Source organism: Rhizobium sp. 05L429, assembly GCF_056397645.1.
In genome coordinates, this window is sequence record NZ_JBFTNV010000024.1 from 79,345 (window position 1) to 105,380 (window position 26,036).

At 60.2% G+C, this 26,036-nt stretch carries 25 protein-coding genes; 17 read left to right on the forward strand and 8 right to left on the reverse strand.

What is annotated here, in order from left to right:
• The first annotated feature begins 30 nt into the window (after positions 1 to 30).
• Genes AC1DNW_RS23415 through AC1DNW_RS23430 form a run of 4 tightly spaced genes read left to right on the forward strand, consistent with a single transcriptional unit; the run spans position 31 to position 3,353 of the window.
• A complete protein-coding gene (locus tag AC1DNW_RS23415; RefSeq protein WP_113301686.1) occupies positions 31 to 894 on the forward strand; it encodes a branched-chain amino acid ABC transporter permease in 864 nt (287 codons plus the stop codon).
• A complete protein-coding gene (locus tag AC1DNW_RS23420) occupies positions 891 to 1,895 on the forward strand; it encodes a branched-chain amino acid ABC transporter permease (protein WP_113307839.1) in 1,005 nt (334 codons plus the stop codon). Before AC1DNW_RS23415 ends, AC1DNW_RS23420 begins: the two co-directional genes overlap by 4 nt.
• Complete coding sequence (locus tag AC1DNW_RS23425; RefSeq protein ID WP_113307838.1) at positions 1,892 to 2,656, forward strand: ABC transporter ATP-binding protein; 765 nt, start codon at positions 1,892 to 1,894, stop codon at positions 2,654 to 2,656. Before AC1DNW_RS23420 ends, AC1DNW_RS23425 begins: the two co-directional genes overlap by 4 nt.
• Positions 2,637 to 3,353 (forward strand): ABC transporter ATP-binding protein, encoded by a 717-nt coding sequence (locus AC1DNW_RS23430; RefSeq protein ID WP_113307837.1) that lies wholly within the window; start codon positions 2,637 to 2,639, stop codon positions 3,351 to 3,353. Before AC1DNW_RS23425 ends, AC1DNW_RS23430 begins: the two co-directional genes overlap by 20 nt.
• 7 nt (positions 3,354 to 3,360) lie before the next feature.
• Here AC1DNW_RS23430 and AC1DNW_RS23435 read toward each other — a convergent pair whose 3' ends face one another.
• Complete coding sequence (locus tag AC1DNW_RS23435; RefSeq protein WP_477854499.1) at positions 3,361 to 4,050, reverse strand: GntR family transcriptional regulator; 690 nt, start codon at positions 4,048 to 4,050, stop codon at positions 3,361 to 3,363.
• A gap of 280 nt (positions 4,051 to 4,330) precedes the next feature.
• On the opposite strand from AC1DNW_RS23435, the gene AC1DNW_RS23440 reads away from it, so the two are divergent.
• The 3 genes from AC1DNW_RS23440 to AC1DNW_RS23450 are packed head-to-tail and all read left to right on the forward strand — an operon-like array spanning position 4,331 to position 7,778.
• Complete coding sequence (locus AC1DNW_RS23440; RefSeq protein ID WP_113301690.1) at positions 4,331 to 5,458, forward strand: tartrate dehydrogenase; 1,128 nt, start codon at positions 4,331 to 4,333, stop codon at positions 5,456 to 5,458.
• 36 nt (positions 5,459 to 5,494) lie between these two features.
• A complete protein-coding gene (locus AC1DNW_RS23445) occupies positions 5,495 to 6,973 on the forward strand; it encodes an NAD-dependent succinate-semialdehyde dehydrogenase (protein WP_113307836.1) in 1,479 nt (492 codons plus the stop codon).
• Positions 6,974 to 6,983: 10 nt separating this feature from the next.
• Positions 6,984 to 7,778, forward strand: a complete 795-nt coding sequence (locus AC1DNW_RS23450; protein ID WP_113307835.1) for an aldolase/citrate lyase family protein — start codon at positions 6,984 to 6,986, stop codon at positions 7,776 to 7,778.
• Between the two features lie 90 nt (positions 7,779 to 7,868).
• Here the strand turns inward: AC1DNW_RS23450 and AC1DNW_RS23455 are convergent, their stop codons facing one another.
• The 6 genes from AC1DNW_RS23455 to AC1DNW_RS23480 all read right to left on the reverse strand — a co-directional run bounded on the left by AC1DNW_RS23455 (position 7,869) and on the right by AC1DNW_RS23480 (position 13,185).
• Positions 7,869 to 8,594 (reverse strand): SDR family oxidoreductase, encoded by a 726-nt coding sequence (locus AC1DNW_RS23455; protein WP_477854500.1) that lies wholly within the window; start codon positions 8,592 to 8,594, stop codon positions 7,869 to 7,871.
• 12 nt (positions 8,595 to 8,606) lie between these two features.
• Positions 8,607 to 9,668 carry a sn-glycerol-3-phosphate ABC transporter ATP-binding protein UgpC gene (locus tag AC1DNW_RS23460; RefSeq protein WP_113307833.1) on the reverse strand — a complete coding sequence of 354 codons (1,062 nt, stop codon included), beginning with the start codon at positions 9,666 to 9,668 and terminating at the stop codon, positions 8,607 to 8,609.
• 61 nt (positions 9,669 to 9,729) lie between these two features.
• Positions 9,730 to 9,936 carry a DUF2160 family membrane protein gene (locus AC1DNW_RS23465; RefSeq protein WP_113307832.1) on the reverse strand — a complete coding sequence of 69 codons (207 nt, stop codon included), beginning with the start codon at positions 9,934 to 9,936 and terminating at the stop codon, positions 9,730 to 9,732.
• Between the two features lie 4 nt (positions 9,937 to 9,940).
• Positions 9,941 to 10,777: a carbohydrate ABC transporter permease gene (locus AC1DNW_RS23470; RefSeq protein ID WP_113301696.1), complete on the reverse strand. Its 837-nt coding sequence runs from the start codon at positions 10,775 to 10,777 to the stop codon at positions 9,941 to 9,943.
• Between the two features lie 4 nt (positions 10,778 to 10,781).
• Positions 10,782 to 11,657, reverse strand: a complete 876-nt coding sequence (locus AC1DNW_RS23475) for a carbohydrate ABC transporter permease (protein WP_113307831.1) — start codon at positions 11,655 to 11,657, stop codon at positions 10,782 to 10,784.
• A gap of 94 nt (positions 11,658 to 11,751) precedes the next feature.
• Positions 11,752 to 13,185 (reverse strand): extracellular solute-binding protein, encoded by a 1,434-nt coding sequence (locus AC1DNW_RS23480; protein ID WP_477854501.1) that lies wholly within the window; start codon positions 13,183 to 13,185, stop codon positions 11,752 to 11,754.
• A 295-nt stretch (positions 13,186 to 13,480) separates the two neighbouring features.
• Here AC1DNW_RS23480 and AC1DNW_RS23485 point away from each other — a divergent pair, with 295 nt between their 5' ends.
• The 6 genes from AC1DNW_RS23485 to AC1DNW_RS23510 all read left to right on the forward strand — a co-directional run bounded on the left by AC1DNW_RS23485 (position 13,481) and on the right by AC1DNW_RS23510 (position 19,457).
• Complete coding sequence (locus AC1DNW_RS23485; protein ID WP_477854502.1) at positions 13,481 to 14,365, forward strand: sugar phosphate isomerase/epimerase family protein; 885 nt, start codon at positions 13,481 to 13,483, stop codon at positions 14,363 to 14,365.
• Between the two features lie 64 nt (positions 14,366 to 14,429).
• A complete protein-coding gene (locus AC1DNW_RS23490; protein ID WP_113307829.1) occupies positions 14,430 to 15,644 on the forward strand; it encodes an ROK family transcriptional regulator in 1,215 nt (404 codons plus the stop codon).
• A 26-nt stretch (positions 15,645 to 15,670) separates the two neighbouring features.
• Positions 15,671 to 16,648 (forward strand): tagatose kinase, encoded by a 978-nt coding sequence (locus AC1DNW_RS23495; protein WP_113307828.1) that lies wholly within the window; start codon positions 15,671 to 15,673, stop codon positions 16,646 to 16,648.
• Positions 16,648 to 17,922, forward strand: coding sequence for a D-tagatose-bisphosphate aldolase, class II, non-catalytic subunit (locus tag AC1DNW_RS23500; RefSeq protein WP_113307827.1), 1,275 nt, complete (start codon positions 16,648 to 16,650; stop codon positions 17,920 to 17,922). The genes AC1DNW_RS23495 and AC1DNW_RS23500 overlap by 1 nt, the downstream gene beginning before the upstream one ends.
• A 24-nt stretch (positions 17,923 to 17,946) precedes the next feature.
• The gene (locus AC1DNW_RS23505) at positions 17,947 to 18,672 is read left to right on the forward strand and encodes an SDR family oxidoreductase (RefSeq protein ID WP_113301702.1); all 726 of its coding nucleotides are present in this window, start codon (positions 17,947 to 17,949) and stop codon (positions 18,670 to 18,672) included.
• Positions 18,673 to 18,683: 11 nt separating this feature from the next.
• Positions 18,684 to 19,457, forward strand: coding sequence for an SDR family oxidoreductase (locus tag AC1DNW_RS23510; protein WP_113301703.1), 774 nt, complete (start codon positions 18,684 to 18,686; stop codon positions 19,455 to 19,457).
• A gap of 89 nt (positions 19,458 to 19,546) precedes the next feature.
• On the opposite strand, the gene AC1DNW_RS23515 is transcribed toward AC1DNW_RS23510, so the two are convergent.
• Entirely contained in the window at positions 19,547 to 20,032 is a 486-nt protein-coding gene (locus AC1DNW_RS23515) for a MarR family winged helix-turn-helix transcriptional regulator (protein ID WP_113307826.1), read from the reverse strand.
• 50 nt (positions 20,033 to 20,082) lie between these two features.
• Between AC1DNW_RS23515 and AC1DNW_RS23520 the strand changes: the two genes are divergently transcribed.
• The 4 genes from AC1DNW_RS23520 (at position 20,083) to AC1DNW_RS23535 (ending at position 26,033) form a co-directional block, all read left to right on the forward strand.
• On the forward strand, positions 20,083 to 21,597 hold the full coding sequence (locus tag AC1DNW_RS23520; protein WP_113307825.1) for an FAD-dependent oxidoreductase: 1,515 nt from the start codon (positions 20,083 to 20,085) through the stop codon (positions 21,595 to 21,597).
• A gap of 191 nt (positions 21,598 to 21,788) precedes the next feature.
• On the forward strand, positions 21,789 to 23,342 hold the full coding sequence (locus AC1DNW_RS23525) for an ABC transporter substrate-binding protein (RefSeq protein ID WP_477854503.1): 1,554 nt from the start codon (positions 21,789 to 21,791) through the stop codon (positions 23,340 to 23,342).
• A 67-nt stretch (positions 23,343 to 23,409) separates the two neighbouring features.
• Positions 23,410 to 25,182 (forward strand): ABC transporter ATP-binding protein, encoded by a 1,773-nt coding sequence (locus tag AC1DNW_RS23530; RefSeq protein ID WP_477854504.1) that lies wholly within the window; start codon positions 23,410 to 23,412, stop codon positions 25,180 to 25,182.
• Positions 25,179 to 26,033, forward strand: a complete 855-nt coding sequence (locus AC1DNW_RS23535) for an ABC transporter permease (RefSeq protein ID WP_477854505.1) — start codon at positions 25,179 to 25,181, stop codon at positions 26,031 to 26,033. Before AC1DNW_RS23530 ends, AC1DNW_RS23535 begins: the two co-directional genes overlap by 4 nt.
• The last annotated feature ends 3 nt before the right edge of the window (positions 26,034 to 26,036 follow it).

Here is a 26,036-nt window from a genome sequence, read left to right on the forward strand (position 1 = left end):
GGGTCCGCCGCATTAACGCAGGGTCGTTCCATGCAGACAGTCTTCAGCATAGCCGTGGATGCATTTGCTTATGGCATGGTGCTTTTCGTCATATCGATMGGCCTTTCGGTGACGATGGGGCTGATGCGCGTGGTCAACCTGGCGCATGGCGCCTTCGCGATGATCGGTGGCTATGTGGCCTCCTATGTCGCCCGCGATCTGGGCCTCGGTTATGCGGTCGCAATCATCACTGCAGTTGCCATGACCATTCTCATCGCCATTCCGATCGAGCGTTTCCTCTATCGGCGCATCTATGGCGCGCCGGAACTGACGCAGGTGCTGATGACGATCGGCATCACCTTCTGTGTCATCGGTATTGCCAACTATCTCATGGGGCCGACGCTGAAGACCATTCCGCTTGCCGAGGCTTTGCAGGGATCAGCCGATCTGGGCTTCCGCACCATTCCCGTTCACCGGCTCTTTGCCATCGTCTGTGGTCTGGCTGTCGCCCTCGGCCTCTGGTTCGTGATCGACCGGACAAGCTTCGGTGTGAAGCTGCGCGCCTCGGTCGATAATGCGCCCATGGCGGCCGCCCTCGGCGTGCGCACCGAGATCATCTATGCCGTCAGCTTCGGCGTTGCGGTTGGCCTCGCCGCGCTCGGCGGTGTCGTCGGCGCCGAGCTTCTGCCGGTCGAGCCCTATTATGCGCTGCGCTACATGGTGACGTTCCTCGTCGTCGTCTCGGTCGGCGGTGCGGGCTCTATCCCCGGCGCGCTGATCGCCTGCCTGCTGCTCGGGGCGATCGATACGACAGGACGTTATCTCATGCCGGAATTCGGCGAATTCTTCTTCTATCTCGCTGTCATCGCCATCATCTGCATCTTTCCCCGCGGCCTTGCCGGGAGGGCGAAATGACGCTCGCCATGCACGACAAGGAAATCCTGATCCAGCGCCGGCGCAGTGCGCTCAGCCGTGATCTTGCCGGTCTTGCTGTTATCATTGTTGCCGCTGTCATCGGATACTTCGCCTTTCCGGACAATCTGGCGCTGCTGACGCGCATTATCGGCATCGCCCTCCTGGTCCTGTCGCTCGATCTCGTCACCGGCTATGCCGGCATTGCGACCCTCGGCCATGCTGCGCTCTTCGGCTCTGGTGCCTATGCGGCCGGCATTCTTTCGGCCCATTACGGCATCAACGATCCGCTGTTGATGACGGTCGCCGGCATTTTGGGCGGAGCGATCGCAGGCCTCATCTGCGGCGCGGTCATCCTTCGTGCTCAGGGCTTGCCGCAACTCGTCCTGTCGATTGCGCTGATCAACCTCTTCCATGAATTCGCCAACAAGGCGTCGTCCTGGACCGGTGGCAGCGACGGCCTATCCGGCATTTCGCCCGATCCGATCTTCGGCATGTTCGAATTCGATCTCTATGGCCGCACTGCCTACGGCTTCGGTGTCGCTCTGCTCTTGATCGTCTTCATGCTGCTGCGGCTTCTCGTGCGCTCGCCCTTCGGCATGCTTTGCCGCGGCATCAAGGAGGATCCGTTGCGCATCCGTGCCATCGGCGCATCGCCGAAGGCGGCCCTTGCAAAGATGTATATGCTCTCGGGTGCTGTCGCCGGTGTCGGCGGTGCCTTGAACGCGATCTCCACCCAAGTCGTCGGCCTCGACAGCCTGTCCTTTACGCAATCGGCGGAAGCGCTGGTCATGCTGGTGCTGGGCGGCACGGGCTCGCTCTTCGGCGCCCTTTCAGGCACTGTCATCTTCATGCTGTTCGAGGACTATGTTTCCGCGGCCAATCCCTTTCACTGGTTGACTATGATCGGCGCCCTGTTGATAGCGGTCGTGCTTTTCGCACCCAAGGGCCTTTATGGCACGGCTGCAACCTTGATTGCCCGCGGCAAGGAGCCACGCCCATGAGCGCCGTTTTCGAAGTCGCCCATCTGAAGAAAGCCTTCGGCGGTCTGGCTGTGACCAATGACGTGTCGCTTTCCATGTCATCAGGCGATCGCATCGCCCTGATCGGCCCGAACGGCGCCGGCAAGACGACCTTCGTCAATCTGGTTACCGGCAATCTGCCGCCCGACTCCGGCGAGGTGCGGCTTGCAGGTGAGGTGGTGACGAGAGTGGACGCCATCGGTCGCGTGAGGCGTGGGCTCGTTCGCTCGTTCCAGGTCACGCGCTTGTTCCAGGATATGACTCCATCCGAACATGTCGCGCTTGCTGTCCTGCGCCGGAAAGGACGAACCGGTCGCCTCATTGGCAATTTTTTGGCCATGCCTGATGTCATGGCAGAGGTCGATGAGCTGCTGGACAAGCTCGGCCTCGGAACGCTGATGCATCGCAAGGTCGCCGAGATCGCCTACGGCCAGCAGCGGCTGTTGGAAATCGCGCTGGCGCTTGCGCTCAAGCCGAAGGTGTTGCTGCTCGATGAGCCGGCAGCCGGCGTGCCGCAAAGCGATACCGGCCGTATAGAACAGGCGCTTGCCGATCTTCCGGCCGACCTCGCGGTATTGATGATCGAGCACGACATGGACCTCGTCTTCCGTTTCGCCAAGCGGGTCATCGTGCTGGCGGCCGGCGCGATCATTTTTGACGGCTCACCGTCCGAGGTGACGAAGGACGCCCGTGTCCGTGAGGCCTATCTGGGGAGCTATGCCAATGCCAGCCATGTCGCTTGATGTTGAAAACCTCTCCGCCGGCTACGGTCCGACCAAGGTGCTGGAAGGCGTGTCCTTCTCGGCGCCATCAGGCTGCCGTCTCGCCGTTCTTGGCCGAAATGGCATGGGCAAGACGACGCTGCTTGCAACGCTGGCCGGCCAGACGAAACGATATGGCGGGCGCATCAGGCTCGGCGAAACCGATCTCACAGATGCGCCGAGTGCCACGCGCGCCCATCGCGGCCTCGGCTATGTACCCCAGGCACGCTGCGTCTTCCCGACGCTGACTGTAGAGGAAAACCTGTTCGTCGGTCTGAAGGGGCGCCCGAAGACGGCGCTGGAAGAGGCCTATGCGATGTTCCCGAGGCTGAAGGAAAGGCGCAGGAACCTCGGCAATCAGCTCTCCGGCGGGGAGCAGCAGATGCTCTCGACGGCTCGCACTATTCTCGGTCGCCCGTCCGTACTTTTGCTTGATGAACCGTTGGAGGGGCTGGCGCCTGTCATCTGCGAGGAACTGATGGCGGCTTTTGGCGAACTCGCCACGGCTGGCGATGTAACCATCCTGCTTGTCGAGCAACGTATCCAGAGCGCACTTGATTTTGCCGATCGCGTTATCATTCTTGAACGCGGCCGGCTCTCCTGGACCGGCACGCCGTCGGAACTAACGGCGGATCACGATGCCGTGGAACGGCTGCTCGGCGTCGGCGGGCTGCATTGAGTGAGGTTTAGCGGAACGGATGCGCCCATTGCGTGCTCGCCAGCCGTAGGTAGGCTTCCTTCGACGGTAGGATATGATCGCCAACGATCTCGATGAGCTTTTCTCGATCGCCTTTTTCCATATAGTCGATCATCAGACCGTGCTCCTCGCGGGCGCGGTTGACCAGGCTTTCATCGACGATCGCGTGAAAGCGGATCGCATGTGCGCGTGAGGCCAGCGCATCGATCTGCTCGGCGAGATAGGGATTGCCGCAGGCGCCGAAGAGCACCCGGTGGAATTCCAGATTGGCGCGAAAAACCACGCGCGGCTCGTGGTCGTCAACGGCCTTGCTGTGGCGGGCTTGGATCACACGAAGTTTTTCCAGCACCTCAGGGGCGGCCGGCAGCGGCATGATCAAGGCGGCGTGGCCTTCGAGCAGCAGCCGAACGTCGTAGATCTGTTCGACCTCGAGTGGGGAGAAATCGCGCACTGCCGCACCCTTGTTGGGCTGGCGCACGATGATGCCCATCGTCTCCAGTTCGGCGAGTGCGGCACGGATCACATGGCGCTTGGCATCGAAATGCTTGGCCAGTTCCTCCTCGAGCAGACGCTCGCGCGGCCTCAGCCGCCCGAGCACGATTTCTTCCTCAAGGCTGCGCACGATCCGCTCGATGCGGGCTAAGGATGAGGTGTCATCCTGCGTCTCGATTTGATCCACGGTGTCTCCTGTCGCATGTTTCCACCATGTCTTTGCGCCCTATACGCGGGCAGCGGATATCGCAACAATATTGTTGGGAATCTTGGCAGCCTGTGCAAGAACTCAACAGCCATGAAAGCAGGATCGCCGACGGAGTGAAGCTGCAATGCATTCCCGAGGAGATCAAGGTCTAGGATTTGGCCGATGCCTGCCTGTTTCTTGCCTGCGACGACAGCCGCATGATTAGCAGGCAGATACTGCTGCTCAATGGCGGCCTCATCTGACGATTAGTGGGGATATCATGAACGCCAATACCAATACCCCGCTCCGCCGCTACCGCATCGCTTCCGTTCCGGGCGACGGCATCGGCCCCGAAGTCATCGCCGCCGGCCTCGAAGCGCTCGACGTACTGGCCGCCCGCAGTGGCACCTTCGCGCTCGACATCGAGCCCTATGACTGGGGCAGCGAGCGCTATCGCAAGACCGGTGCCTTCATGCCGGACAACGCCCTGTCTCTGCTCAAGCAAGCCGATGCCATCTATTTCGGCGCTGTCGGCGCGCCTGACGTGCCCGATCATGTGACGCTTTGGGGCCTTCGCCTGCCGATCTGCCAGCGTCTCGACCAGTACGCCAATATCCGCCCGACCCGCATCTTCCCCGGCGTGAAGAGCCCGCTGAGGGGTGTCGAGGAAGGCGATCTCGACTGGCTGATCGTGCGCGAAAATTCCGAGGGCGAATATTCCGGCCATGGCGGCCGCGCCCATGTCGGCCTGCCCGAGGAAGTGGCGACCGAGACCTCGATCTTCACGCGCCGTGGGGTCGAGCGCATCATGCGCTTTGCCTTCCGCGAGGCGCAGAAGCGGCCGCGCAAGCTCTTGACCGTCGTCACCAAGTCCAATGCCCAGCGTTATGGTCTCGTGCTGTGGGACGAGATTGCAGCTGAGGTCGGCAAGGATTTCCCAGATGTGACCTGGGACAAGGAACTGGTCGACGCGATGACCTTCCGCATGGTCGCAAAACCGAAGAGTATCGACACGGTCGTTGCAACCAACCTGCATGCCGATATCCTGTCTGATCTGGCGGCCGCGCTCGCCGGCTCGCTCGGCATCGCGCCAACTGGCAATGTCGATCCGGAGCGCCGGTTCCCGTCGATGTTCGAACCGATCCATGGTTCGGCTTTCGATATCACCGGCAAAGGTATCGCCAACCCGGTCGGAAGTTTTTGGACAGCATCGCTGATGCTGGAACACCTTGGCGAGGTGACTGCGGCAAAGATACTGATTTCGGCAGTGGAACAGGTCTGTGCAGCCGGCATTCTCACACCAGATCTTGGTGGCAAGGCAACCACGGCGGATGTGACCCGCGCCGTTTGCGAAGCGTTGCGGGGATCGAACTTCGCCCCTGATGACGAAAATATTCCGGCCGCCTGATCCCTGGCGGCCGCGTTTCATGGAAGGTATCCAGTCATGAGCAATAGACTTTCGGGCTACAAGCTCCGCCGCTCGGAGCTTTTTCGCGAAGCGAATTATGTTGACGGCCAATGGGTGCAGGCCGATAGCGGCCGCACTTACGATGTCACCAATCCTGCGACCGGCGAAGTGATCGGCACCGTACCGGCCATGAGCGCCGTCGAGACGAACCGCGCGATCGACGCTGCCTATAAAGCGCAGAAGGCATGGGCGGCGCTGACCGCTGAGCAGCGCGCCAATTATCTCTGGAAGCTCGCCGAGCTGATGCACGAGAATATCGAGGATCTCGCGGCGATCATGACGATCGAGCAGGGCAAGCCGCTTTCAGAAAGCCGTGGCGAGGTCGTCTATTCCGCAAGCTTCATCGAGTGGTTCGCCGAGGAGGCGAGGCGCATCTATGGCGACACGATCCCATCGCCGGTTGCCGGCCGACGCCTGATCGTGCAGAAGCAGCCGATCGGCGTCTTTGCTGCGATCACCCCCTGGAATTTCCCCTCGGCAATGATCACCCGCAAGGCCGGGCCCGGTTGGGCGGCAGGCTGCACCGGCATCATCCGTCCGGCGAGCCAGACGCCCTATTCGGCGCTGGCGCTGGCCGTCATGGCGGAAGAAGCCGGCTTTCCGGCCGGCGTCTGCAACGTCATCACCGGCCCCTCGTCTGAAACCGGCCCTGCGATTACCGGCAGTCCGAAGGTGCGCAAGCTCACCTTCACCGGCAGCACCGCGGTCGGCGCCAAGCTGCTTGCCGAATGTGCGTTGACCATCAAGAAGACCAGTATGGAGCTTGGCGGCAACGCGCCCTTCATCGTCTTTGACGACGCCGATCTCGATGAAGCGGTCAAGGGTGCCATGGGCTCCAAGTTCCGCAATACGGGGCAGACCTGCGTCTGCGCCAACCGCATTCTTGTGCAGGACAAGGTATATGATGCCTTTGCCGAAAAGCTTGCAGCCGCCGTTGCCAAATTGAAGCTCGGCGACGGCATGGAGGAGGGCGTTACGCTCGGCCCGTTGATCGACGAAGCTGCGGTCAAAAAGGTCGAGACGCATGTCGAGGATGCCGTCAAGCGCGGTGCCAAAATCGTTTCCGGCGGCAAACGTGATGAGCGCGGCGGCAACTTCTATCTGCCCACCATTCTCTCGGATGTCTCCCGCGAGGCGGAAATCTTCTCGGACGAGACGTTCGGTCCGGTTGCCCCGCTTTTCCGCTTCAAGACAGAGGAGGAGGCAATCGAAATGGCGAACGATACGCCCTTCGGTCTCGCTGCTTATTTCTATGCCCGTGACGTCGGCCGCATCTTCCGGGTTGCCGAGGCTCTCGAATTCGGCATTGTCGGTATCAACGAGGGACTCATTTCGACGGCGGTCGCTCCTTTCGGCGGCGTGAAGCAATCCGGCATCGGCCGCGAAGGTTCGAAATACGGCATCGAAGAGTTTCTCGAGGTCAAATACATGGCCATTGGTGGCTTGTTGAACTGAGGAGAATGCCATGAGTGCAGCTGACATCGACGGCTTTTCAGCCCGGATCCGGAACCCTGAAAGCGCGATGATCTCCGCTTGGGTGGGCATTCCAGATCCGCTGCTGGTCAATCATCTGGCCCAGGAAGCCTTTGATGCCGTTGTGCTCGATATGCAGCACGGCATGTGGGACCTGCCGTCTGCAGCTGCCGCTGTCGGCCATGTGCGTGTGACCGGCAAGCCGGCGCTCGCCCGCATTCCGGTCGGCGATTTCGCCTCTGCCTCGCGTCTGCTCGATGCCGGAGTTTCCGGTGTCATCGCGCCGATGATCAATTCGGCCGAGGATGCGAGGGCCTTCGTCAAGTCTACCAAATACCCGCCGGTCGGCGAGCGTAGCTGGGGTCCTTCGCTGGCCCTCAACCATACCGGCCTTTCGGGTGACGACTATCTCAGGAACGCCAATGATCTGACTGTGGCGATCGCCATGATCGAGACACGCGCAGCGCTCGAAGCTATCGATGATATCCTTGGCGTGCCTGGCATCGATGGCATCTTTGTCGGCCCGTCGGATCTCTCCATTGCTCTATCGAACGGGGATCAGGTGGCGCCGAATGCCGCCGAGATCGACAGCGCCATGCAACATGCCGTTGCCCGTTGCCGTGCACATGGCAAGTTTGCTTGTGCTTTTGCCAATGACGGTGAGCGTGCCGGTGAACTTCTGAAATTCGGCTTTGCCTTCGTCATCGCTGGAGCGGAAACCGCGCACTTGCGATCCGGTGCCCGCAAACAGATCAACGCCGCCAGGAAGATTGCTTCCGGCGGCTGATCCGTCCCAGCCACGGGGTTCGCATATGCGTATCGTCAGAAGTCCCGCGCTTTTCATCGCACAGTTCGCGCCCGGCCACGCAATACGGTCTCACGCGATCATGTAGCCGCCATCGATAGGCATGGAAATGCCGTTGACCATCGCGGCTTCGTCGGAGAGCAGGAAGAGGATCACCTCTGCCACGTCCTCGGGTTCTGCGAACCGGCCGACCGGGATGCGCTTTTGCATTCCGKCGGCCTTCTCCGGATCGCTCCAGGCCTTGATCGCCATCGGCGTCAGCGTCACCGTCGGATGCACGCCGTTTACCCGGATGCCCTGCGGTGCCAGTTCCTTCGCCATGACGCGCGTCAGGCCGTCCAGGCCGCCCTTCGAAGCGCAATAGGCTGCATGATCCGGGATGCCGACGAAAGCGGCAACGGAGGATACATTGACGATGGCGCCGTGGCGGCCGTCTTCGATCAGGGACCGTGCATATTCCTGCGCAACGATCATCGGGGCGCGCGTGTTGACGGCAATCAGGTGGTCAAAGGCTTCGACCGTGGTTTCGAGAAAGGGCTGCAGTTCGGTCGTTCCAGCGCAGTTGATAAGGAAATCTGCCGGAAGTGCGGCGCGCGCGGCTTCTCGCGTMGCCTTTGCGTCGGCAAGGTCAACCTGAAGGGCCTCGCAACCAAGGTCCTTACGTAGGGAAACGACATCGTCAGCACTTCTGGTGAGTGCCGTAACCTTGGCCCCACGCTTGACCAGTATCTCTGCGACAACGCGACCGATGCCCTTGCCGGCACCGGTGACGATCACTTTTTTGCCTTCGAAATTCATTTGTTCCTCGCCTTACAATCGCTGTCCTGTTGCCTGATCAAAGATGTGAACCCGTCGCGGATCAATATGAAAATACAGCGTCCGGCCGGGTTCGACCTCGATGCGCTCACGGATCAGCGCATCGATCGGCACTCCGCCGACACGGCCGAAGATCAGTGTTTCGGAACCTGTCGGCTCATACACCGACACTTCCACCGGAATACCGTCATCGCCAATGGTTATGTGTTCCGGGCGAATACCGTAGGTCACGGCCTTGCCTTCCTCTGCATTCACGCGGTCTACGGGAAGGGTAACGCCCTGATCGGTGATGACAACCTGCTTTCCGTCCCGGGTTGCGATCTTGCCCTGGAGAAAGTTCATCGACGGGCTGCCGATGAAGCCGGCGACGAAGAGGTTTGCAGGGAAGTCGTAGAGATCGAGCGGTTTGCCGACCTGCTCCACCCTTCCGTCGCGCATGACGACGATCTTGTTGGCCATCGTCATCGCCTCGATCTGGTCATGCGTAACATACACGGTGGTCGTCTTCAGCCGCTGGTGCAGTTCCTTGATTTCGACGCGCATGGTAACGCGAAGCTTGGCATCGAGGTTCGACAGCGGCTCGTCGAACAGGAAGACCTGCGGGTCGCGGACGATGGCTCGGCCCATGGCAACGCGTTGCCGCTGTCCGCCCGACAGCTGTTTCGGGTAACGGTCGAGATAGCGCGTCAGATCGAGGATCGCAGCTGCCCTGCCGACCTTTTCGTCKATCTCCGACTTCGGTCGTTTCGCCATCTTCAGCGGAAAGCCCATGTTCTCGGCGACCGTCTTGTGGGGGTATAGCGCATAGCTTTGGAAGACCATGGCGATATCGCGCTCCTTCGGCGGAGCATTGGTCACCACGCGGCCGCCGATGCGGATATCGCCGCTGCTGACAGTCTCCAGACCGGCGATCATGCGCAGCAGCGTGGACTTGCCGCAGCCGGAGGGGCCGACCAGCACGACGAACTCGCCATCTTCTATGTCGACGCTGACGCCGTGCATGACCTGAAGAGCGCCATACCTCTTGGTGACGTCGCTGACCTGTACGTTTGCCAATGTCTTTTCTCCCTAATCCAGCACGGCTTGCGTCTTGATGTTGTTGACAAAGCTCACCGGCTCACCCCTTCCAGACGATGTAGGCGCCGAGTACGGCGGAGATAGCCGCCGCAAACCACACCGAGAGCCCGAACGGTTCGATGAACCGCATCCAGAGCAGGGAGAGCGCGACCCAGATCACGACCGAGATGAACAGCCGGTCGAACCAGTTCGTCTCGATCGGCAGGAAGCCCGGCTGTTTTTCGTTGTTTCGAGTATCCGAAGCCATCTTGCTATCCTTTCACTGCGCCGAAGGTCAGGCCGGCAACGATGTGACGCTGCACCACCGAGAAGACGATGAGCGCCGGGATCAATGTCAGCATGGAGATCGCAGCCATGATGCCCCAGGCCGTCCCTGTCGTCGTCACGTATTCCGACAGGCCGGTTGTCAGCGTGCGGGCGTTGAAGTTGGTGAGTGTGGCGGCAAGCAGATATTCGTTCCACGCGAAGACCCAGGTGAGAATGAGTGTCACTGCAAGTCCCGGTCGCGCCAAGGGAAAGACGATGTCGTAGAGGACCATCCAGGGGCTTGCGCCGTCCATATAGGCAGCCTCATCCAGCTCCTTCGGAATACTCTCCACCGTCGGACGCAGAGTCCAGATGGCGAAGGGAAGGTTGAAGGAGCAGTAGACAAGGATCATACCCAGCCGGGAATCCGCCAGCGTGAAGTCGCCGATCCTGTAGACCTGCGTTAGAAGCAGGAAGAGCGGCAGCAGGAAGACTGCCGGTGGCGCCATGCGGTTGGTGATCGTCCAGAAGAAGATGCTCTCCTTGCCCGCAAGATCGAAGCGCGTCAGCGCGTAGCAGGCAAGAAAGCCGAGGGTCGTCACCAGGATCGCGTTGCCTGACGAGATGATCAGCGAGTTGAGCATGTATCGCCGCAAGGTCTCGTTCGTCAGCACGTCCTGATAGTTTTTCCAGAAGAAGCTCCGAAGCACGACATCGGGCGTCGAGAACAGGTCGAAGGGCTGCTTTACCGATATGACGAAGAGCCAGTAGATCGGAAAAAGGGTTGCGAAGCTTATCAGCGTCCACATGAGAACCGAAAGCCAGGGATTATGTCGGTTCATCGCCTCAGCCTCTCTTCGCGCGGGGAGCAATCAGGCCGACATAGAGCAGCCAGCAGACGACGATGGTGAGGTAGAGCACGACGACGGAGATCGCGGAACCGTAGCCGTAGTTGGTCTTGGGGAAGACTTCCTTGAAGATGTGGACACCGAGGTAGCGCGTCGCCGACCCCGGACCGCCGCCGGTCAGCATCAGGACTTCGTCGACTGTGCGCAGCGCGTCCATGAGCCTGATGAACACCGTGGCCAGCAGGGCAGGGCGGATAAGCGGGAGCGTGATGTGCCAGAAGATCTGGCTCTTGCCGGCGCCATCGATCTGCGCCTGTTCGAAGGGGTCAGGCGGAAGCGAGACCAGTGCGGCGATCAGAGAGAGGGTGACCAGCGGCGTCCAGTGCCAGACGTCCATGATGATGGTGATGACGAAGGCCGCGGTGGCGCTTTGGCCGATGTTCAGGTCGTATCCGAACCAGCTTCGCAGGAGATAGGGGATGATGCCGATCGACGGCGTCGTCATCAGCTTCCACACAGACCCGACGATGATGGGTGCCATGATCAGAGGAAGGGTATGGATGGTGCGGAAGAAGGCTTTTCCCGGAAAGTCTTTCATCAGCGCCTGCGCGAGCACGTATCCGAGCACGAGTTCGGACACGACCGCGAAAAAGACGAATGCAATGGTGATGCCAAGAGAGGCCAGGAATTGTGGGTCGAAGACGAGGGTTCGATAATTCGATGCCCAGTTGAAGACCATCAGTGGATTAGCGGCGAAAGGGTTCCACTGGTGAAACGAGACCCAGACGACGTAGATGAAAGGAAAGATGCCGAAGAGCCCGAGGATCAGGATCGTCGGTGACAGCAACAGCCATCCAAGCTTTTGTGAATGCATTGCCTCATCMTCTTTGGCACCCTTGGGGGCCTATCGAGCCGGGAAAGAGGCGAGTCGCCTTGCGAAGACGACCCGCCAAGGTGGGGAGGATGATTTATTTGCGATAGCCGAGCGACGTAAGCTCTTCTTCCGTCTTGGCGGCCATCTGGTCGAGCCCTTCGTCGGGCGCAATCTTGCCGGTCAGGATGTCGAAGAAGATCGGCGTGGTCGCTTCACGCACCTGAGCGTGGAACGGGTACGGGGGAGCGCCGGCGAACAGCTTGCCCTCGTCCTTCAGCATCGTGTAGAAGCCGCCGAGCTTGACGTCCATCGCCTTGACCTTCGGATCGTCGAAGGTCGCTTTGTTGGTGATGCGCGGCGCGGCGATGGCCCAGTCGGGCTGCACGTCGTTCTGACCCATGAATTCGAGGAACAGCAGAGCTGCTTCCTTGTTCTTGGATGTAATAGGCAGGCCGAAGGCGCCGCCGTCATAATAGCCGATATAACCCTTTCCCGACGTTGCGTCCTCCATGACGCCCGGCTCGAGCGGCGGCAGAGCGAAGCCAACCTTGTCGACCACCTTCGACTGCGCAGGATCACTTGCGATCCATGCCGCGTTCTCGCCGTAGATCAGCCCCTGAGCGACACGGCCCGCGGCAAATGTCGTCGCGGTTTCCGTCCAGGTCGACTGGGTCGATTCAGGCGGAGCGATGTCGCGCAGGTGCAGCCAGTATTTCAGCGCGGCCTTCGCCTTGTCGCTGTTCATCGCACCGCCATGCTCGACCGTCGCTGCGTAGTTGTTGCTGGCGTCGATGCCCCAGTTGTAGACGCCAAAGGTCGGCGCGATGGATTCGAAATATTCGTACCAGGACGCGGCGTGACCCGTATGGGCCTGGGCGGTGGTGCCCCAAAGCTCAATGCCGTTATCCTTGCCGTATTTGGTGAAGAATTCGGCGATCTGAGTGTAGTCTTCATGCGTGGTCGCCGGCTTGAGGTCCTTGCCGGTTTCCTTCTTGAAGGCCTCCTTGATCTTCGGATCGTCGAAAAGATCCTTGCGATAGAGGTAGGTCTTCAGGAAGGCTTCCATCGGTACGCCAAAGAGATCGCCCTTCTTGTCCTTGAAGTAGTCGGCAAAGCTGGTGAAGTTCGCGTCGTCGTAGGTCGGCGCCTTCAGATCCGCCTGATCTTTGAGCGTCTGGGTAATGTTGACGAGGAAATTCCGGGACAGATATGAATAGATGATGTCCTGCTCGATATAGACCATGTCGTAGATGCCGGTCTTGGCCTCCATGTCCTTGATGGCCTTGTCGTACATCTGATCCCAGGACGTCGTCTCGATTTCAACCTTGATGCCGGTCTTCTTCTCGAATTCCGGCGCGAGCACGTTCTTGATATAGTTGGATGGAGGCGTGCTTTCGGTCACGCCGTGCAGGGTCACGCCTTTGAACTTGGCGCCGGCATCGGACCAGAAGTCTGCCCATGCCGGCGAAGCGGCGGTGGCGAGACTGAGCGTCAGCGCAAGCGMGCTGGCCTTCAGAGCGTAATTCATTTCAATCCTCCCAGATAGCAGCGAGATCATTTCGCCGAGCCATTGTGTAGACGAAAAAGGCCGGCCACGCAATATTTGTTGTCTAAACCTGCAAATATGTCAGCTATGTTGTTGATTTTTGTGGGAACTAATTCTCACCGAAGTAAAAGATACAGAGTTTCTAAAATAAAATGCTGCAACGCAACGAATTTTCTCGCAAAGGCAAAATTATAAATGGCAAATTTATTTGTTGCTTTACCATACTAAATGACATAGCTGTGGCGCAACGGAAGGCTTCCAGCGGAGGAAAAAGGCCATGCGCCGATTGGGTATCCATTCATTTGTATGGACAGGCGGCCAAACGCAGGAAGGGCTCGAAATGGCCCTTAACAAAACGGCCGAGCACGGATATCGCACAATCGAATTCGCTTATCTCCGCCCCGAGAAGTTCAATCTCGACCGTCTGGCGAAGCTCGCGCAATCGCTCGATGTCGAGATCGGCGTGACGATGGGCTTGCCGATCGACAAGGATATTTCGAGCGAGGATGCCGCTGCGGTATCCGCCGGCAGGCAGACGCTGGCCGATGCCGTGCGTGCGGTCCGTGACATCGGCGGAAACAAGCTCGGTGGGATCCTTTATTCTGCGCACACCAAGTACAACCGCCAGCCGACGAGGAAGGGCTGGGACAACAGTGTCGCCGCTATCGCCGCGACTGCCGATATCGCGAGGGATGCGAAGGTCGATCTCGTCCTGGAGATCGTGAACCGCTTCGAGACGAACCTTTTGAATACGGCCGCGCAGGGCTTGAAGTTCATTTCAGACACCGGATCGGACCATGTCCGACTGCATCTCGACACGTTTCACATGAATATCGAGGAGGCAAATCCGGCTGCTGCGATCCGGCTCGCCGGTGACAAGATCGGTTATTTCCACATCGGTGAAAGTAACCGCGGCTATCTTGGTGACGGCGTCATCAATTTCGATCTCATCYTCGACGCGCTGCTGGATATCGACTACAAGCGCGACATCGTGTTCGAAAGCTTTTCGACTGCTGTTGTCGATGAAGGCCTTTCGCTCGCCTGCGCAATCTGGCGTGATACGTGGACCGACAATGATCCGCTGGCGGCACATGCCAAGCGCTATATCGAACTGAAATACGAAGAAGCCAAACGCCGCCGCGTCACGAACGCGCGCCCCTGATAATCCTTCTGCCGATCTGCTTGGTAAGTATAGGCTGGAGCAGTCGATTTGAAGGGAAGTGGACATGAACGACACCGTCTCCATCGGAAGCTCACCGCGCAGGATCAGGCAAAACAACATTGTTGCGGCCCTGCAGACGATCTACAGCCATCGCCGCCTGAGCCGGGCCGATCTGGCGCGGAAGCTCGGCATGAACCGCTCGTCGTCCGGAGAAATCGTTGCCGAACTGACGGAAAGCGGCTTTGTTCAGGAGTCGGAGGAGAGCAGCAAGCAGCGCTTGGAGCAATCCCGTGCCGGCCGGCCGGGCATCATGCTCGAACTGGTTCCGGATGCGGCATTCTTCGTCGGCATCGAAATCGGCGTCGAGCATATATCTGCTGTTGTTGTGGACCTTTCCGCCGATGTCCGGGCCTGTCGCAGGCTGGCCTTCCACGCGCAGTCCTCGACGGTGGAGGAGGCCGTGGCAAGCGGCGTCGAGCTGATCGTCAGTGCCATGGCGAAAGAGATGATCAAGCGCTGCAAGGGGCTTGGCATATCCGCGCCGGCGCATATCCGGCCCGACGGAATTGTCACGCTTGCGCCGATCATCGGCTGGCGGGAGGTGCCATTGAAGGAGATCGGCCGGAGCGCCTTTCCGGCCGACGTGCCGATCTCGGTGGAAAACGACGCCAACGCTTTCGCGATCGGTGACAGCTATCGTCACGGCGTTGCCGGCGTGACGCTCTTCCTGCTCATGGAGACCGGGGTCGGCGGCGGCATCATGATCGACGGAAAGCTGTTTCGTGGCGGTCACGGCCTTGCGGGTGAAATCGGCCATACCCTTGTGCCGGGAAGCGCCGGGCAGAAATTCGAGCAATTGATTGGCCGCGAGGTATTGATCAGGCAGTACCGGGAAGCGACCGGTCGCGCCGACGTCGATTTGCAGGAGTTCCTCACTGACGTTCGCGATCGTGTTCCTGATGCCGTGAACATAGCGGAAAATTGGTCGCGGCATCTTGCCTATGCGCTGCTGCAGGCCTGTCGTCTGCTTGATCCGGATCGGATCGTGCTCGGGGGTTCCGTAGCGTCGCTCTATCCGATGGTGGCGGCCCGCGTGGCGGTCCACATGTCGGAGGGGCAGAACATTCCTTTTCCGACACCCGAGATCGTCGTCGATGGCGACGCGGAGTTCGGTTCCGCCTTCGGGGCGGCATGCATGCTGCACCAGCGTTTCCTCTCCCTCGAAAACGAGGAATTCGGTGGCGAAGACGCTGCGATACAACGAACAACGACGATTTAGCGAGACCTTTTGAAAGCGGGATTGCAATGGCTTCAGTGCTGGCTCCGGACCATCTCGGTCCCACGGTTTGCGTCGGCGAGATTCTGGTGGAGATCGTTGCTACGACGGTCGGAAACGGGTTCCGTGAAGCCCAGCCGCTCGTCGGGCCGTTTGCCAGCGGCGCGCCGGCGATCTTCATCTCGCAATGCGGCCGGCTGGGCGGAGCGGCGGCCATGGTCGGAGCGGTAGGAAACGACGATTTCGGCCGCGTCAACATCGACCGCCTCAAACGTGACGGCGTCGATGTCTCGACCATTTCCGTCGACCCTGACTATCCGACCGGAAGCGCCTTCGTCCGCTACCGCAAGGACGGTTCGCGCGACTTCGTCTATAATATCGCGAGATCTGCGGCCGCGCGCTTCGGCTGGTCTCAAGGCGTCAGCGATCTCATCAACCGCACCGGCCACCTTCATGTGATGGGATCGGCTTTGTCTGTTCCGAGCGCGCGGGAGGTGATCGACAAGGCGGTCGACATCGTGAAGGCACGGGGCGGCACGCTTTCGGTCGATCCCAACATCCGCAAGGAACTGCAACTCGACGAGGATACCGAGCGGCGATTTGCCAGGCTCGTTGCCGCCGCCGATCTTGTTCTGCCTTCAGGGGAAGAGCTTGAGCGGGCTGCCGGCGTCGCAGGCGAAGCCGAGGCGATCCGCCGCCTGTTTCAAATCGGTGTGAGGGAGATCGTGCTGAAGCGTGGAGCGGGAGGCGCCACCTATTTCGGCGGGGACGGGGACCGCATCGACGCTGCCGCGTTTCTCGTGGAGGAGGTCGATCCCACCGGCGCCGGCGACTGCTTTGGCGGGGCGTACCTCACCTGCCGGCGTCTTGGAATGTCTCCAGGGGATGCGCTCACTTACGGTTCGGCGGCAGGCGCGCGCAATGTGACGATCCGTGGACCGATGGAGGGCGCTGGCACCCGTCAGGAACTCGATGCGTTCATCGCTGCAACGGAAAGGCGTTCCTGATGCAGATAGAACTGAGTAAACTGGCTGCCCTTAGGGCTCAGGGCCGTCCCACAGGCATCACCTCGGCCTGCTCAGCCCATCCGATCGTGCTGCGCGCGGCTCTGCGCCATGGGCGTGATCATTCGAGCACGGTTCTGATTGAAGCCACCTGTAATCAGGTCAATCATCTGGGCGGCTATACCGGGATGACGCCTGCGGACTTTGCCACGCTCGTGCGCCGCATCGCCGATGAAGAGGGATGCCCGGAAAACCTCATCGTGCTTGGCGGTGACCATCTCGGACCGAATCCCTGGCGAGACCGGGCGGCAGAAGAGGCCATGGCGGAAGCCGAGAGGATGGTGGCTGCCTATGTCGATGCCGGATTCCGCAAAATCCATCTGGATGCGTCGATGGGCTGCCTGGGCGAGCCCGCTGCATTGGACGATGAGACGACGGCCCACCGCGCCTCGCGGTTGGCCGCTGTCGCAGAGGCTTCGGCAAGGCAAGCAGGGGGCGCTATGCCGGTCTACGTGATCGGCACGGAGGTTCCTCCCCCCGGCGGGGCAGATCATGCTCTCACCACGATCGAACCGACCGCGGCTTCGGCGGCCAGGCAAACCATAGAGGTACATCGCCGTGTCTTCGCCGAGGCTGGCCTTGCGGGCGCCTTTGAGCGCGCTATCGGCCTGGTGGTGCAGCCCGGCGTCGAGTTCGGCAACCACAATGTCATCCGGTACGACCGCAGCAAGATCGACGCGTTGAAACAGGTGCTCGAGGACGAGCCGCAATTCGTGTTCGAAGCGCATTCCACTGACTATCAGGGCGCGGATCCGCTGACGGCCCTGGTCGAAGACGGGTTTCCCATTCTCAAGGTCGGGCCGGAGTTGACCTTCGTGCTGCGCGAGGCGCTTTACGGGCTGGACCTGATTGCCTCTGATCTCGTGCCTGATTATGGCGAGCGTCCGCTCTACGCGGCGATGGAGGCTTTGATGCTGGCACATCGGGAGAACTGGAGCCGTCACTATCACGGCACGGTGGAAGAGCAGCGCTGGCTTCGGCATTATTCGCTGTCCGATCGCATCCGATACTACTGGGCGTCTAAAGAAGCTCAATCCGCCGTCGCACGCCTTTGCGACGCGCTTGCCGGAAAATCCGTGCCGCTTCCGTTGATCTGGCAGCACATGCCCGCTGCCCAACAGTTTTCCGACACGCCGCTGAATCCGGAAGAGGTTCTGATCTGGCGGGTGACGAAGAGCCTTGCCGAATATCATGCAGCATGCGGCGCAGGCAGATAGCGCCGCTCAACCGAGGAGGAAAGAATGAACGAGTTGAAAGGGAAGGTTGCCGCAATCACCGGCGCGGCGTCGGGTATCGGAATGGCGTCGACGGAGGCGATGATCGCAGCGGGCGCCACGGTCGTTCTCGTTGATCGCGACGAGAAGGCGCTCCAGTCGGCCTGCGAACGCCTTGGGGAAAGGGCCATACCTCTCGCTTTGGACCTGCTGGATCCTCAAGCATGCGCTAAGCTTCTTGACCGCGTGTTGTCGAAGGTTGGGCAGCTCGACATTCTGCATGCCAATGCCGGCACCTATATCGGCGGGGATCTCGCAGATGCCGATCTGGACGCCATCGACAGGATGCTGAACCTGAACGTCAATGTCGTCATCAAGAATGTCCGGACCATCATTCCGCACATGATCGAACGTGGGACCGGCGACATCATCGTTACGAGCTCGGTCGCGGGCCATGCGCCCGTTCCCTGGGAGCCGGTCTATTCGCCGTCGAAATGGGCGATGCATTGCTTCGTCCAGACGATGCGCAGGCAATTGCTGAAAAGCGGTATTCGTGTCGGCTCGGTTTCGCCGGGACCAGTCATCAGCGCATTGCTTGCCGACTGGCCGGAGGAGAACCTGCGCAAGGCGAAGGAGGCCGGTGCCCTGATCGAACCCAAGGAGGTTGCGGACGCCATCATGTTCATGCTGACGCGACCCCGCAACGTGACGATCCGCGACATCGTCGTTCTTCCAAGCGCATTCGACATCTGAGGAGCCGAACCATGAGCTATCAGGAAAAATTCCGCCTTGACGGTGAGCGCGCCGTCGTCACCGGTGGCGGACGGGCCATCGGACTTTGCTGCGCCCACGCGCTCGCCGAAGCTGGCGCCGCCGTCGTCGTCATCGAGCGCAATGAATCCGACGCCGAGCAGGCTCTGGCGCTTAAGGACAAGGGATATGACGTCGAGCTGCGTCTTGGTGACGTGACCGATTCCGCCCGGATGGAGGCGATCGCCAATGAACTCGCCGCCAGCGGCCTCCCAGCGACGATCCTAGTGAACAATGCGGGCATCGGCCAGAACGGGATTGCGGCAGAGGACGTCACGGACGCCGATTGGCTGCGGATGATGAATGTCAACGTCAATGGCGTATTCTGGTGCTCACGCTCCTTCGGCCGCCATATGGTGGCGATGAAACGCGGTGCAATCGTCAATCTCGGCTCAATGTCCGGCATCATCTGCAACCGGCCACAGCCGCAGACGGCTTATAACGTCTCGAAAGCTGCCGTTCACCACCTTACCCGTTCCATGGCCGCTGAATGGGCTCAGCACGGTGTGAGGATCAATGCGGTTGCCCCGACCTATATCGAGACGCCGATGGTCGCGGCCGTCGAAGCCAATCGCGAGCGGATTCCAATCTGGCTTGCCGATACGCCCATGGGGCGAATGGGCACGCCGGAAGAGGTCGCAAGCGCGGTTCTCTTCCTTGCATCCGGTGCAGCGAGCTTGATGACGGGAGCAATCGTCAACGTTGATGCAGGATTCACCTGCTGGTAATCCGGCTTCGAATGAGAGTCTCAAGGCGCCGGCGATCCTGCTGACGCCTCACTTCCTTCCGCCAGCCCGCCCATCTGCACGGTGGCTCGTCAGCTTTTGGCCGGATCATCCTTCACGGCATCAGCAAATTTCCGCATCAGGCGAACCAGATTGTCCAGATCCTCGGGATCCCAGCTCTTGAATATCTCGATCCCGATCCTCTCGCGTGCAGCATCGACACGATCCGTCATCGATTTGCCCTTCGTGGTGACGACCGCTTCGCTGACGCGCCGGTCCGTTGCACTCGGCCGACGCTGAACGAGGCCGAGGCTCTCGAGCTTGGCGACCTGGCGGCTGACCGTCGTGTAGTCCCGCCCAGCGCGGTCAGCCAGATCGACCACGCCGATCGGCCCCAATCTTTCAATGCCCACCAGCAAGGGGAAGAGGGCGCGGTCGAGCGAAATTCCTGCCTCTCTGACCATGGCCTCATCCCGTTGGGGCCGGTTCATGACACTGACGATCTCGAGCAGCGATCCATGAAGCTCATGGATACGGGCTGAGATATGTGTATTTTGCACATTTTTCATTGACGGCATTCCTGATCTCCTGTTATGTGCATAATACACACAAACGAGGAGCAACAGCAATGACGGAAGATGACGCAATCGATGTATTGATTTGTGGCGCCGGCGCAGCCGGCCTGACGCTGGCGATCGATCTCGCCCGGCGGGGTGTATCCTTCCGGCTGATCGAGAAGATGAATGATCCGTTCGGCGGTTCGCGCGGTAAGGGCATCCAGCCGCGAACCATGGAAGTCTTTGAGGACCTCGGTATTGTCGACAGGATTGCCGCCTCGGGCGCCTTCTATCCACGCCAGCGCGAATATCATGGCGACGGTAGCGTAAAGGACGGCGCGCTTTTCGAGGCCGGTGACCCAATCCCGTCGGAACCCTATGGCGCGCCTCTGCTCGTGCCTCAATTTCTGACGGAGGGAGCGATGCGGGAGCGCCTTGCCGAACTCGGCCACGCTCCGGAATTCGGCTGCGCGTTGATCGCCTTCAAACAGGACGGGCAGGGTGTAACCGCAAGGCTTGCCAATGGCAGTGAAGAGCAGACTATCCGCGCACGCTATCTCGTCGGCACCGATGGTGGCCGGAGCTTTGTGCGCCAGGCGCTCGCCGTCGGTTTTCCCGGAAAGACGCTCGGCGTTCGCGCCATTGTTGCCGACGTGACCCTGACAGGCCTCAGCCGCGATGTCTGGCATCGCTTCAACGAGGGGTCGATGGAGATGCAGATATCCTTTTGTCCCTTGGCCGAAACAGGAGTTTTCCAGCTGCAGGGACCGGTGCCTCTAGAAGGCGACATAGACCTGTCGGCTGAAGGACTTTCTGCGCTCACTGCCGAACGCACCGGCTGCACGGATATCGTCATCCAGTCTGTCTCCTGGGCATCGGCATTCAACATGAATGCCCGGCTTGCCGACAGCTATCGTGTCGGCCGCGTCTTTCTCGCCGGGGACGCCGCCCATACCCATCCGCCGACGGGCGGCCAGGGTCTGAACACCAGCGTTCAGGACGCCTACAACCTCGGCTGGAAGCTGGCGGCCGTCCTGTCAGGTGCTCCGGAGGCGCTTCTCGATAGCTATGAGGAAGAGCGCCGCCCGATCGCGGCAAGCATGCTGGGACTTGCTGTCAGACTGCTCGAAGACATGAAGCGTGGCGAAATTCGGCGTGGCCGCGAGGTTCGGCAACTGGACATCGCCTATCTCGGCTCGAGCCTGTCGCTCGAAGAACCCAAGCGTCAGGCTCGCGTCCTTGCCGGCAGCCGCGCTCCCGATGCGCTGTTAAAGGGCGCCGCAGGGCAACCCGCGCGGCTGTTCGATCTCTTTAAAGGTCCGCATTGGACGCTGCTGGGATTTGATATGGAAACGGCTGGCGTCCAGCCGCGCAAGGGATTGCATATTCATACCATCGGGCAAGGCGGCAACCTCATCGACAGCGAGAACCAATTCCGCGAGACCTACGAGCCGGCGCCTGGCGACTGGATCCTCGTCCGCCCGGATGGTTATGTCGGTGCGGTGGTCTCGCAGGGCAAACTGCCAGCATTGGAAACTTATCTTCATGATGTCGGACTGCGAGCAGGGGCGGTAGCTAGGCGATGAAAATGCTTCCGCGGCATCGCTTGCTCAACGGAAGCAAAAATATTTATGGCGCGGAATCTTCAAAGCTTTTCAGTAGCGCGGCGCTATGATTGTGATGACGATGGGCGTTCGACGACGGTTGAGCACCAGAGCAATGACAGCCTCACGCTTCCGCCGTCCGCGGCCGGTATGACGCAATCACGGATCACCTAATGCCGAAATTCCTGTTCACTTCGATATTCTCACGTTTCAACTGCGTTATCAGCCTTCGCCTGCTCGCACTTTCGCTCGGATTTTTGATCGCCGTTGCCTCGGGTCATGCCGAGGATGTACTGCGCATTCCCTATTCGTCGGATATAGGCACTCTGGATCCCGACAACGGTTTTGAGGTTGCCGGATTGACTGCGCTGGATAGCGTCTATGAGGGGCTGGTCAAATATGAGACCGGCTCGACGAAGATCGTGGGGGCGCTGGCCAAGAACTGGGAGATATCGGGAGACGGGCTGGTCTATACGTTCCACCTCGTAAACGGTGTCAGGTTTCATGACGACACAGCCCTGAATGCAGATGCGGTGGTCACCTCGTTCAAGCGGCGCCGCGACGGCGGATTTGTGCAGAATTACACGCTCGCCAACATGGCGGATATCGCAGCACCTGATGGTTCCACCGTCGTCATCACGCTGCGCCATGCGCAACCCTCCTTTATGGACAGTCTTGCAAGCCCGTGGGGGCCGAAGATCATCAGCCCGACGGCACTTTCCGACCACGCCGGAGGTGACCGTGCGACGGCATGGCTTACCGATCATGCGGTTGGAACTGGGCCGTTCAAGCTCGCCGAATTCAAGCGCGGCGAACGTTATGTGCTCGAACGTAATGAAGATTATTGGGGCGCCAAACCGTCTTTCGGCAAGGTAGAGCTTCCTGTCATCCCCGATATCGGMCAGCAAATTCTGAAATTGAAGGCCGGCGAGATCGATGGCGTTCCGGCCAATTTCCCGTTTGCGCAGMTCGGCAATCTGCCGACCGATCTGGAAATAACGTCGGCTCCCAGCATGACACAATACGAGGCCTTCATTAGGCCGGGGTCGCCGCTTGACGATGCCGAAGTTCGCAAGGCGGTTCTAACCGCAATCAACCCGATTTTATGGGCGAGCGACGCCTTCGGACAATATGCTCATGTCTCGAAATCGCTCTATCCAAACGTCATGCTGGATCCGGGCCAACCAGTGCAGTTTCCGACGGATTTGGAGGCGGCAAAATCTGCCATCGCCAAGCGCGGACCGGTCACCATCAGCATCGGGCTCTACAGCGCCAATCCCAGTTATGGACGTATCGCCGACCTGATGATCGCTGAGCTATCGCTGATCGGCGTGCAGGCGACGTCACACATCATGCCGCCGGGCGCGGCCTACGCCATGAAGGGCGATCCCGCCGCCCCCGACATGCTGCTGATCATTGCTTCTCCCGATGCGGCTCATCCCGACAATCAGGCAAAGGCCTTTTTCACCAAAGATGCGCCGCTGAACCTCTATGGAAGCGCTCTTCCGGAAGCCGATGCCGTCGTCGCCGAAGGTGGTTCCACCGCGGACATCGCTACGCGAAACGCGCTTTATGAGAAGGCCGGGAAAATGTATTTCGATGCGGGCTATTTCATCCCGCTGGTCGATGTCGACGACGTGGTCGTCCATCGCAGAGGGCTGAAGGATCTGGGGCTTCGTCCGGTTTTCCCGAGGGGCAGTATCGACTTTTCCAGTGTGAGGCGCTGATGGCTGAGCAGGCGGCTTCCGGCAGGGTTTATGGCTGTAACTCGACCTTTGAGGAGTTGCAGAGGCTGTGACCGAAGCTGCGCTCTCCATCGCCGGTCTCAATGTCTTCCTGCGGCGAAACGGTAGCGATCATCTTGTGCTCGACGACATCGGTTTCGAGGCGATGCCGGGTGAAATCATCGCCATCGTCGGAGAAAGCGGCTCCGGCAAATCCACCCTCGGAGCGGCAATTCAGGGCCTGTTGCCGGCCTCCAATGAGCCCAAGGTCAGCGGCTCCATTCGTCTTGCAGGCACCGAGATCGTAGGAGCAAAGCCATCGGTGCTGCGCGCGGCTCGTCATTCACTCGTGCGTGCCATCCCCCAGGATCCGATGGGTGCACTCAACCCGACGATGACGATCCGCCGTCAGCTCAGGGAATCGGCCAGTGGAAACGACGGCTTCGTCAGGGATTGGCTGAGCCGGGTCGGACTCGCGGATGCCGATGTCATACTCGATGCATTTCCGAATCGCCTGTCTGGCGGGCAGCGCCAGCGCATCCTTATCGCAATGGCGTTGATGGCACAGCCAAAGGTGCTGATTGCCGATGAATCGATCACCGCGCTCGACTTCGCTTTGCGCGGCCAGGTCATCGAACTCCTGCGCAGGATCGCGCGCGAGCAGCAGACTGCAATTCTTTTCATCACCCACGACCTTACAGCTGCCGCATCGCTCGCGGACCGCGTGCTTGTGCTCTACGGCGGACGTATTCTGGAAGTGGGAAGAACCGATGATGCTTTGAAAAATCCCGGCCACCCCTATCTGGCGGGCCTGCTGGCGACTCAGTTCGATTTTGACACGGATCGCCAGCACTCTCTGCCCACTCTACCGGTCGAGCGGATGCGCCTTGCCGATCGGGGAAACGCTTGCTGCTATGCCTCCCGTTGCCTCATCGTCGGGGACCAGTGCATAAACAGACGGCCCGAACTCGCGCCACTTTCGGCCACCGGTCATGTTGCCGCCTGCTTCTTCCCCGACTTGGTGCAATCCAGCGTCGCTCAATATCGCTCCGCGGAACTCTGGCCAACCACGACAACCCTGAAGCCTGTTGACGCGCTGCTATTGTCCGATGTCAGCAAGAGCTTTACGTCCACCGGCCGATTTGGGCGTCGCCGGTCGCGGCAGGTGCTGGAATCGGTCAATCTTTCGGTCGCTCTTGGTGAGTGTGTTGCCCTGCTTGGGGACAGCGGCGCCGGCAAATCGACGATTGTCAGGCTCGCGGCCGGGCTTCTGAAGCCTGATAGTGGAGAGATTTCCTGTATCGATGATGCGCCGCAGGTTGTTTTTCAGGACGCAGTTGCATCCCTGACGCCCTGGCTTTCGATCGGCGAGCAGATCGGCGATCGGTTGCGGCCTCTGCCTCTCGGCAAGGCAGAGCGTCTTCACAAGGTTGTCAAAGCGCTAGAAATGGTGGGCCTCGATGAGAGCCTTATGTCTTCGCTGCCCGCCAGCCTGTCCGTTGGTCAATGCCAGCGCGCAGTGATTGCCCGAGCGATCATTGTGCCGCCGAAACTTCTGCTCTGCGATGAGCCGATCAGCGCGCTTGATGTGTCGCTGGCTGCTGCGACGCTGAACCTTCTCGGTGAGATCAGGCGGCGTCTTGGCATGGCGGTGCTGTTCGTCACCCATGATCTGGCGGCCGCGAGGATAATCGCCGACCGCATTGCAGTGCTGGAACACGGCCGGGTGGTGCAGCAGGGAGATCCCGACGCGATCACCGCCGGTTTTAATCGCCTGTCGATGGGCACCATTCTCACGGCAATACCGAAAACCCATGCGAGCACAGGCGGACGGGACGCATGAACGTTCCCGAGTTTCTTCCCGAAGAGCGCTTCGTGCGCTGGTCCGTCGTTCTCTGCCGAACAGGCTGGATCGACCGAATTGGCTTGTTCGGCGTCATCGCTACAACGATCGTTGCCTTGTTCGCCACATGGCTGACACCGTTCAATCCGCAGCTCCGCGTGGCGGCGGCCTATCTGCCACCTTCCACTGAGCATTGGTTCGGGACAGACGAGATCGGGCGCGATCTTTTTTCGCGTATCGTCCTCGGTATCCAATATACATGGCTGCCCGCACTTGCCCTTGTCATCATCAGCCTCGTCGTCGGCACATGCATCGGCATGATACCTGGGCTTATCAGCCGCAGGCTCGACATGCTGGCGCAATGGGTCGCCGAATTCTTCCTGATCCTGCCTTCGACACTCGTGGCGCTGGCGGTGATCGCGACGCTAGGCGGGGGACTTGCCAATACGATGATTGCGATGGGTATCGCATGGTGGCCCTGGTATGCGCGCATATCCCGCGATGAGCTTCGCCGGCTGAATGTTCGCCCGCATGTCGAGGCTGCCAGAATTGCTGGCATCAGCGGCCCACGCCTGCTGTTGCGCTACCTTCTTCCCGGTGCCCTTCCGGCCCTGCTAGTGGCGGCGACACTGGATGTGGCAACCGCCATCATGACGATGTCGCTCATGTCCTTCATCGGTCTCGGCCAACCAGCTCCGGCGCCTGAACTTGGGGCGATGACATCAAGGGCACTTGATAGCCTGTCCGTTTATTGGTGGCTTCCAATGCTGCCCGCGGCTGTCATTTTTCTCGTCTGCCTCCTTGCCAATCTCGCGGGAGACGGTCTTCGTGCGGCGTTGCGAGGAGCCTAGGGT

Excerpts from the sequence above, each read along its gene's own strand:
- AC1DNW_RS23445 (WP_113307836.1), top strand. The coding sequence starts at position 5,495 with ATGAGCAATAGACTTTCGGGCTACAAGCTCCGCCGCTCGGAGCTTTTT.
- AC1DNW_RS23515 (WP_113307826.1), bottom strand. The coding sequence starts at position 20,032 with ATGCCGTCAATGAAAAATGTGCAAAATACACATATCTCAGCCCGTATC.
- AC1DNW_RS23430 (WP_113307837.1), top strand. The coding sequence starts at position 2,637 with ATGCCAGCCATGTCGCTTGATGTTGAAAACCTCTCCGCCGGCTACGGT.
- AC1DNW_RS23495 (WP_113307828.1), top strand. The coding sequence starts at position 15,671 with ATGGCTTCAGTGCTGGCTCCGGACCATCTCGGTCCCACGGTTTGCGTC.
- AC1DNW_RS23490 (WP_113307829.1), top strand. The coding sequence starts at position 14,430 with ATGAACGACACCGTCTCCATCGGAAGCTCACCGCGCAGGATCAGGCAA.
- AC1DNW_RS23425 (WP_113307838.1), top strand. The coding sequence starts at position 1,892 with ATGAGCGCCGTTTTCGAAGTCGCCCATCTGAAGAAAGCCTTCGGCGGT.
- AC1DNW_RS23450 (WP_113307835.1), top strand. The coding sequence starts at position 6,984 with ATGAGTGCAGCTGACATCGACGGCTTTTCAGCCCGGATCCGGAACCCT.
- AC1DNW_RS23465 (WP_113307832.1), bottom strand. The coding sequence starts at position 9,936 with ATGGCTTCGGATACTCGAAACAACGAAAAACAGCCGGGCTTCCTGCCG.
- AC1DNW_RS23475 (WP_113307831.1), bottom strand. The coding sequence starts at position 11,657 with ATGCATTCACAAAAGCTTGGATGGCTGTTGCTGTCACCGACGATCCTG.
- AC1DNW_RS23505 (WP_113301702.1), top strand. The coding sequence starts at position 17,947 with ATGAACGAGTTGAAAGGGAAGGTTGCCGCAATCACCGGCGCGGCGTCG.
- AC1DNW_RS23440 (WP_113301690.1), top strand. The coding sequence starts at position 4,331 with ATGAACGCCAATACCAATACCCCGCTCCGCCGCTACCGCATCGCTTCC.
- AC1DNW_RS23500 (WP_113307827.1), top strand. The coding sequence starts at position 16,648 with ATGCAGATAGAACTGAGTAAACTGGCTGCCCTTAGGGCTCAGGGCCGT.
- AC1DNW_RS23510 (WP_113301703.1), top strand. The coding sequence starts at position 18,684 with ATGAGCTATCAGGAAAAATTCCGCCTTGACGGTGAGCGCGCCGTCGTC.
- AC1DNW_RS23470 (WP_113301696.1), bottom strand. The coding sequence starts at position 10,777 with ATGAACCGACATAATCCCTGGCTTTCGGTTCTCATGTGGACGCTGATA.
- AC1DNW_RS23535 (WP_477854505.1), top strand. The coding sequence starts at position 25,179 with ATGAACGTTCCCGAGTTTCTTCCCGAAGAGCGCTTCGTGCGCTGGTCC.
- AC1DNW_RS23420 (WP_113307839.1), top strand. The coding sequence starts at position 891 with ATGACGCTCGCCATGCACGACAAGGAAATCCTGATCCAGCGCCGGCGC.
- AC1DNW_RS23520 (WP_113307825.1), top strand. The coding sequence starts at position 20,083 with ATGACGGAAGATGACGCAATCGATGTATTGATTTGTGGCGCCGGCGCA.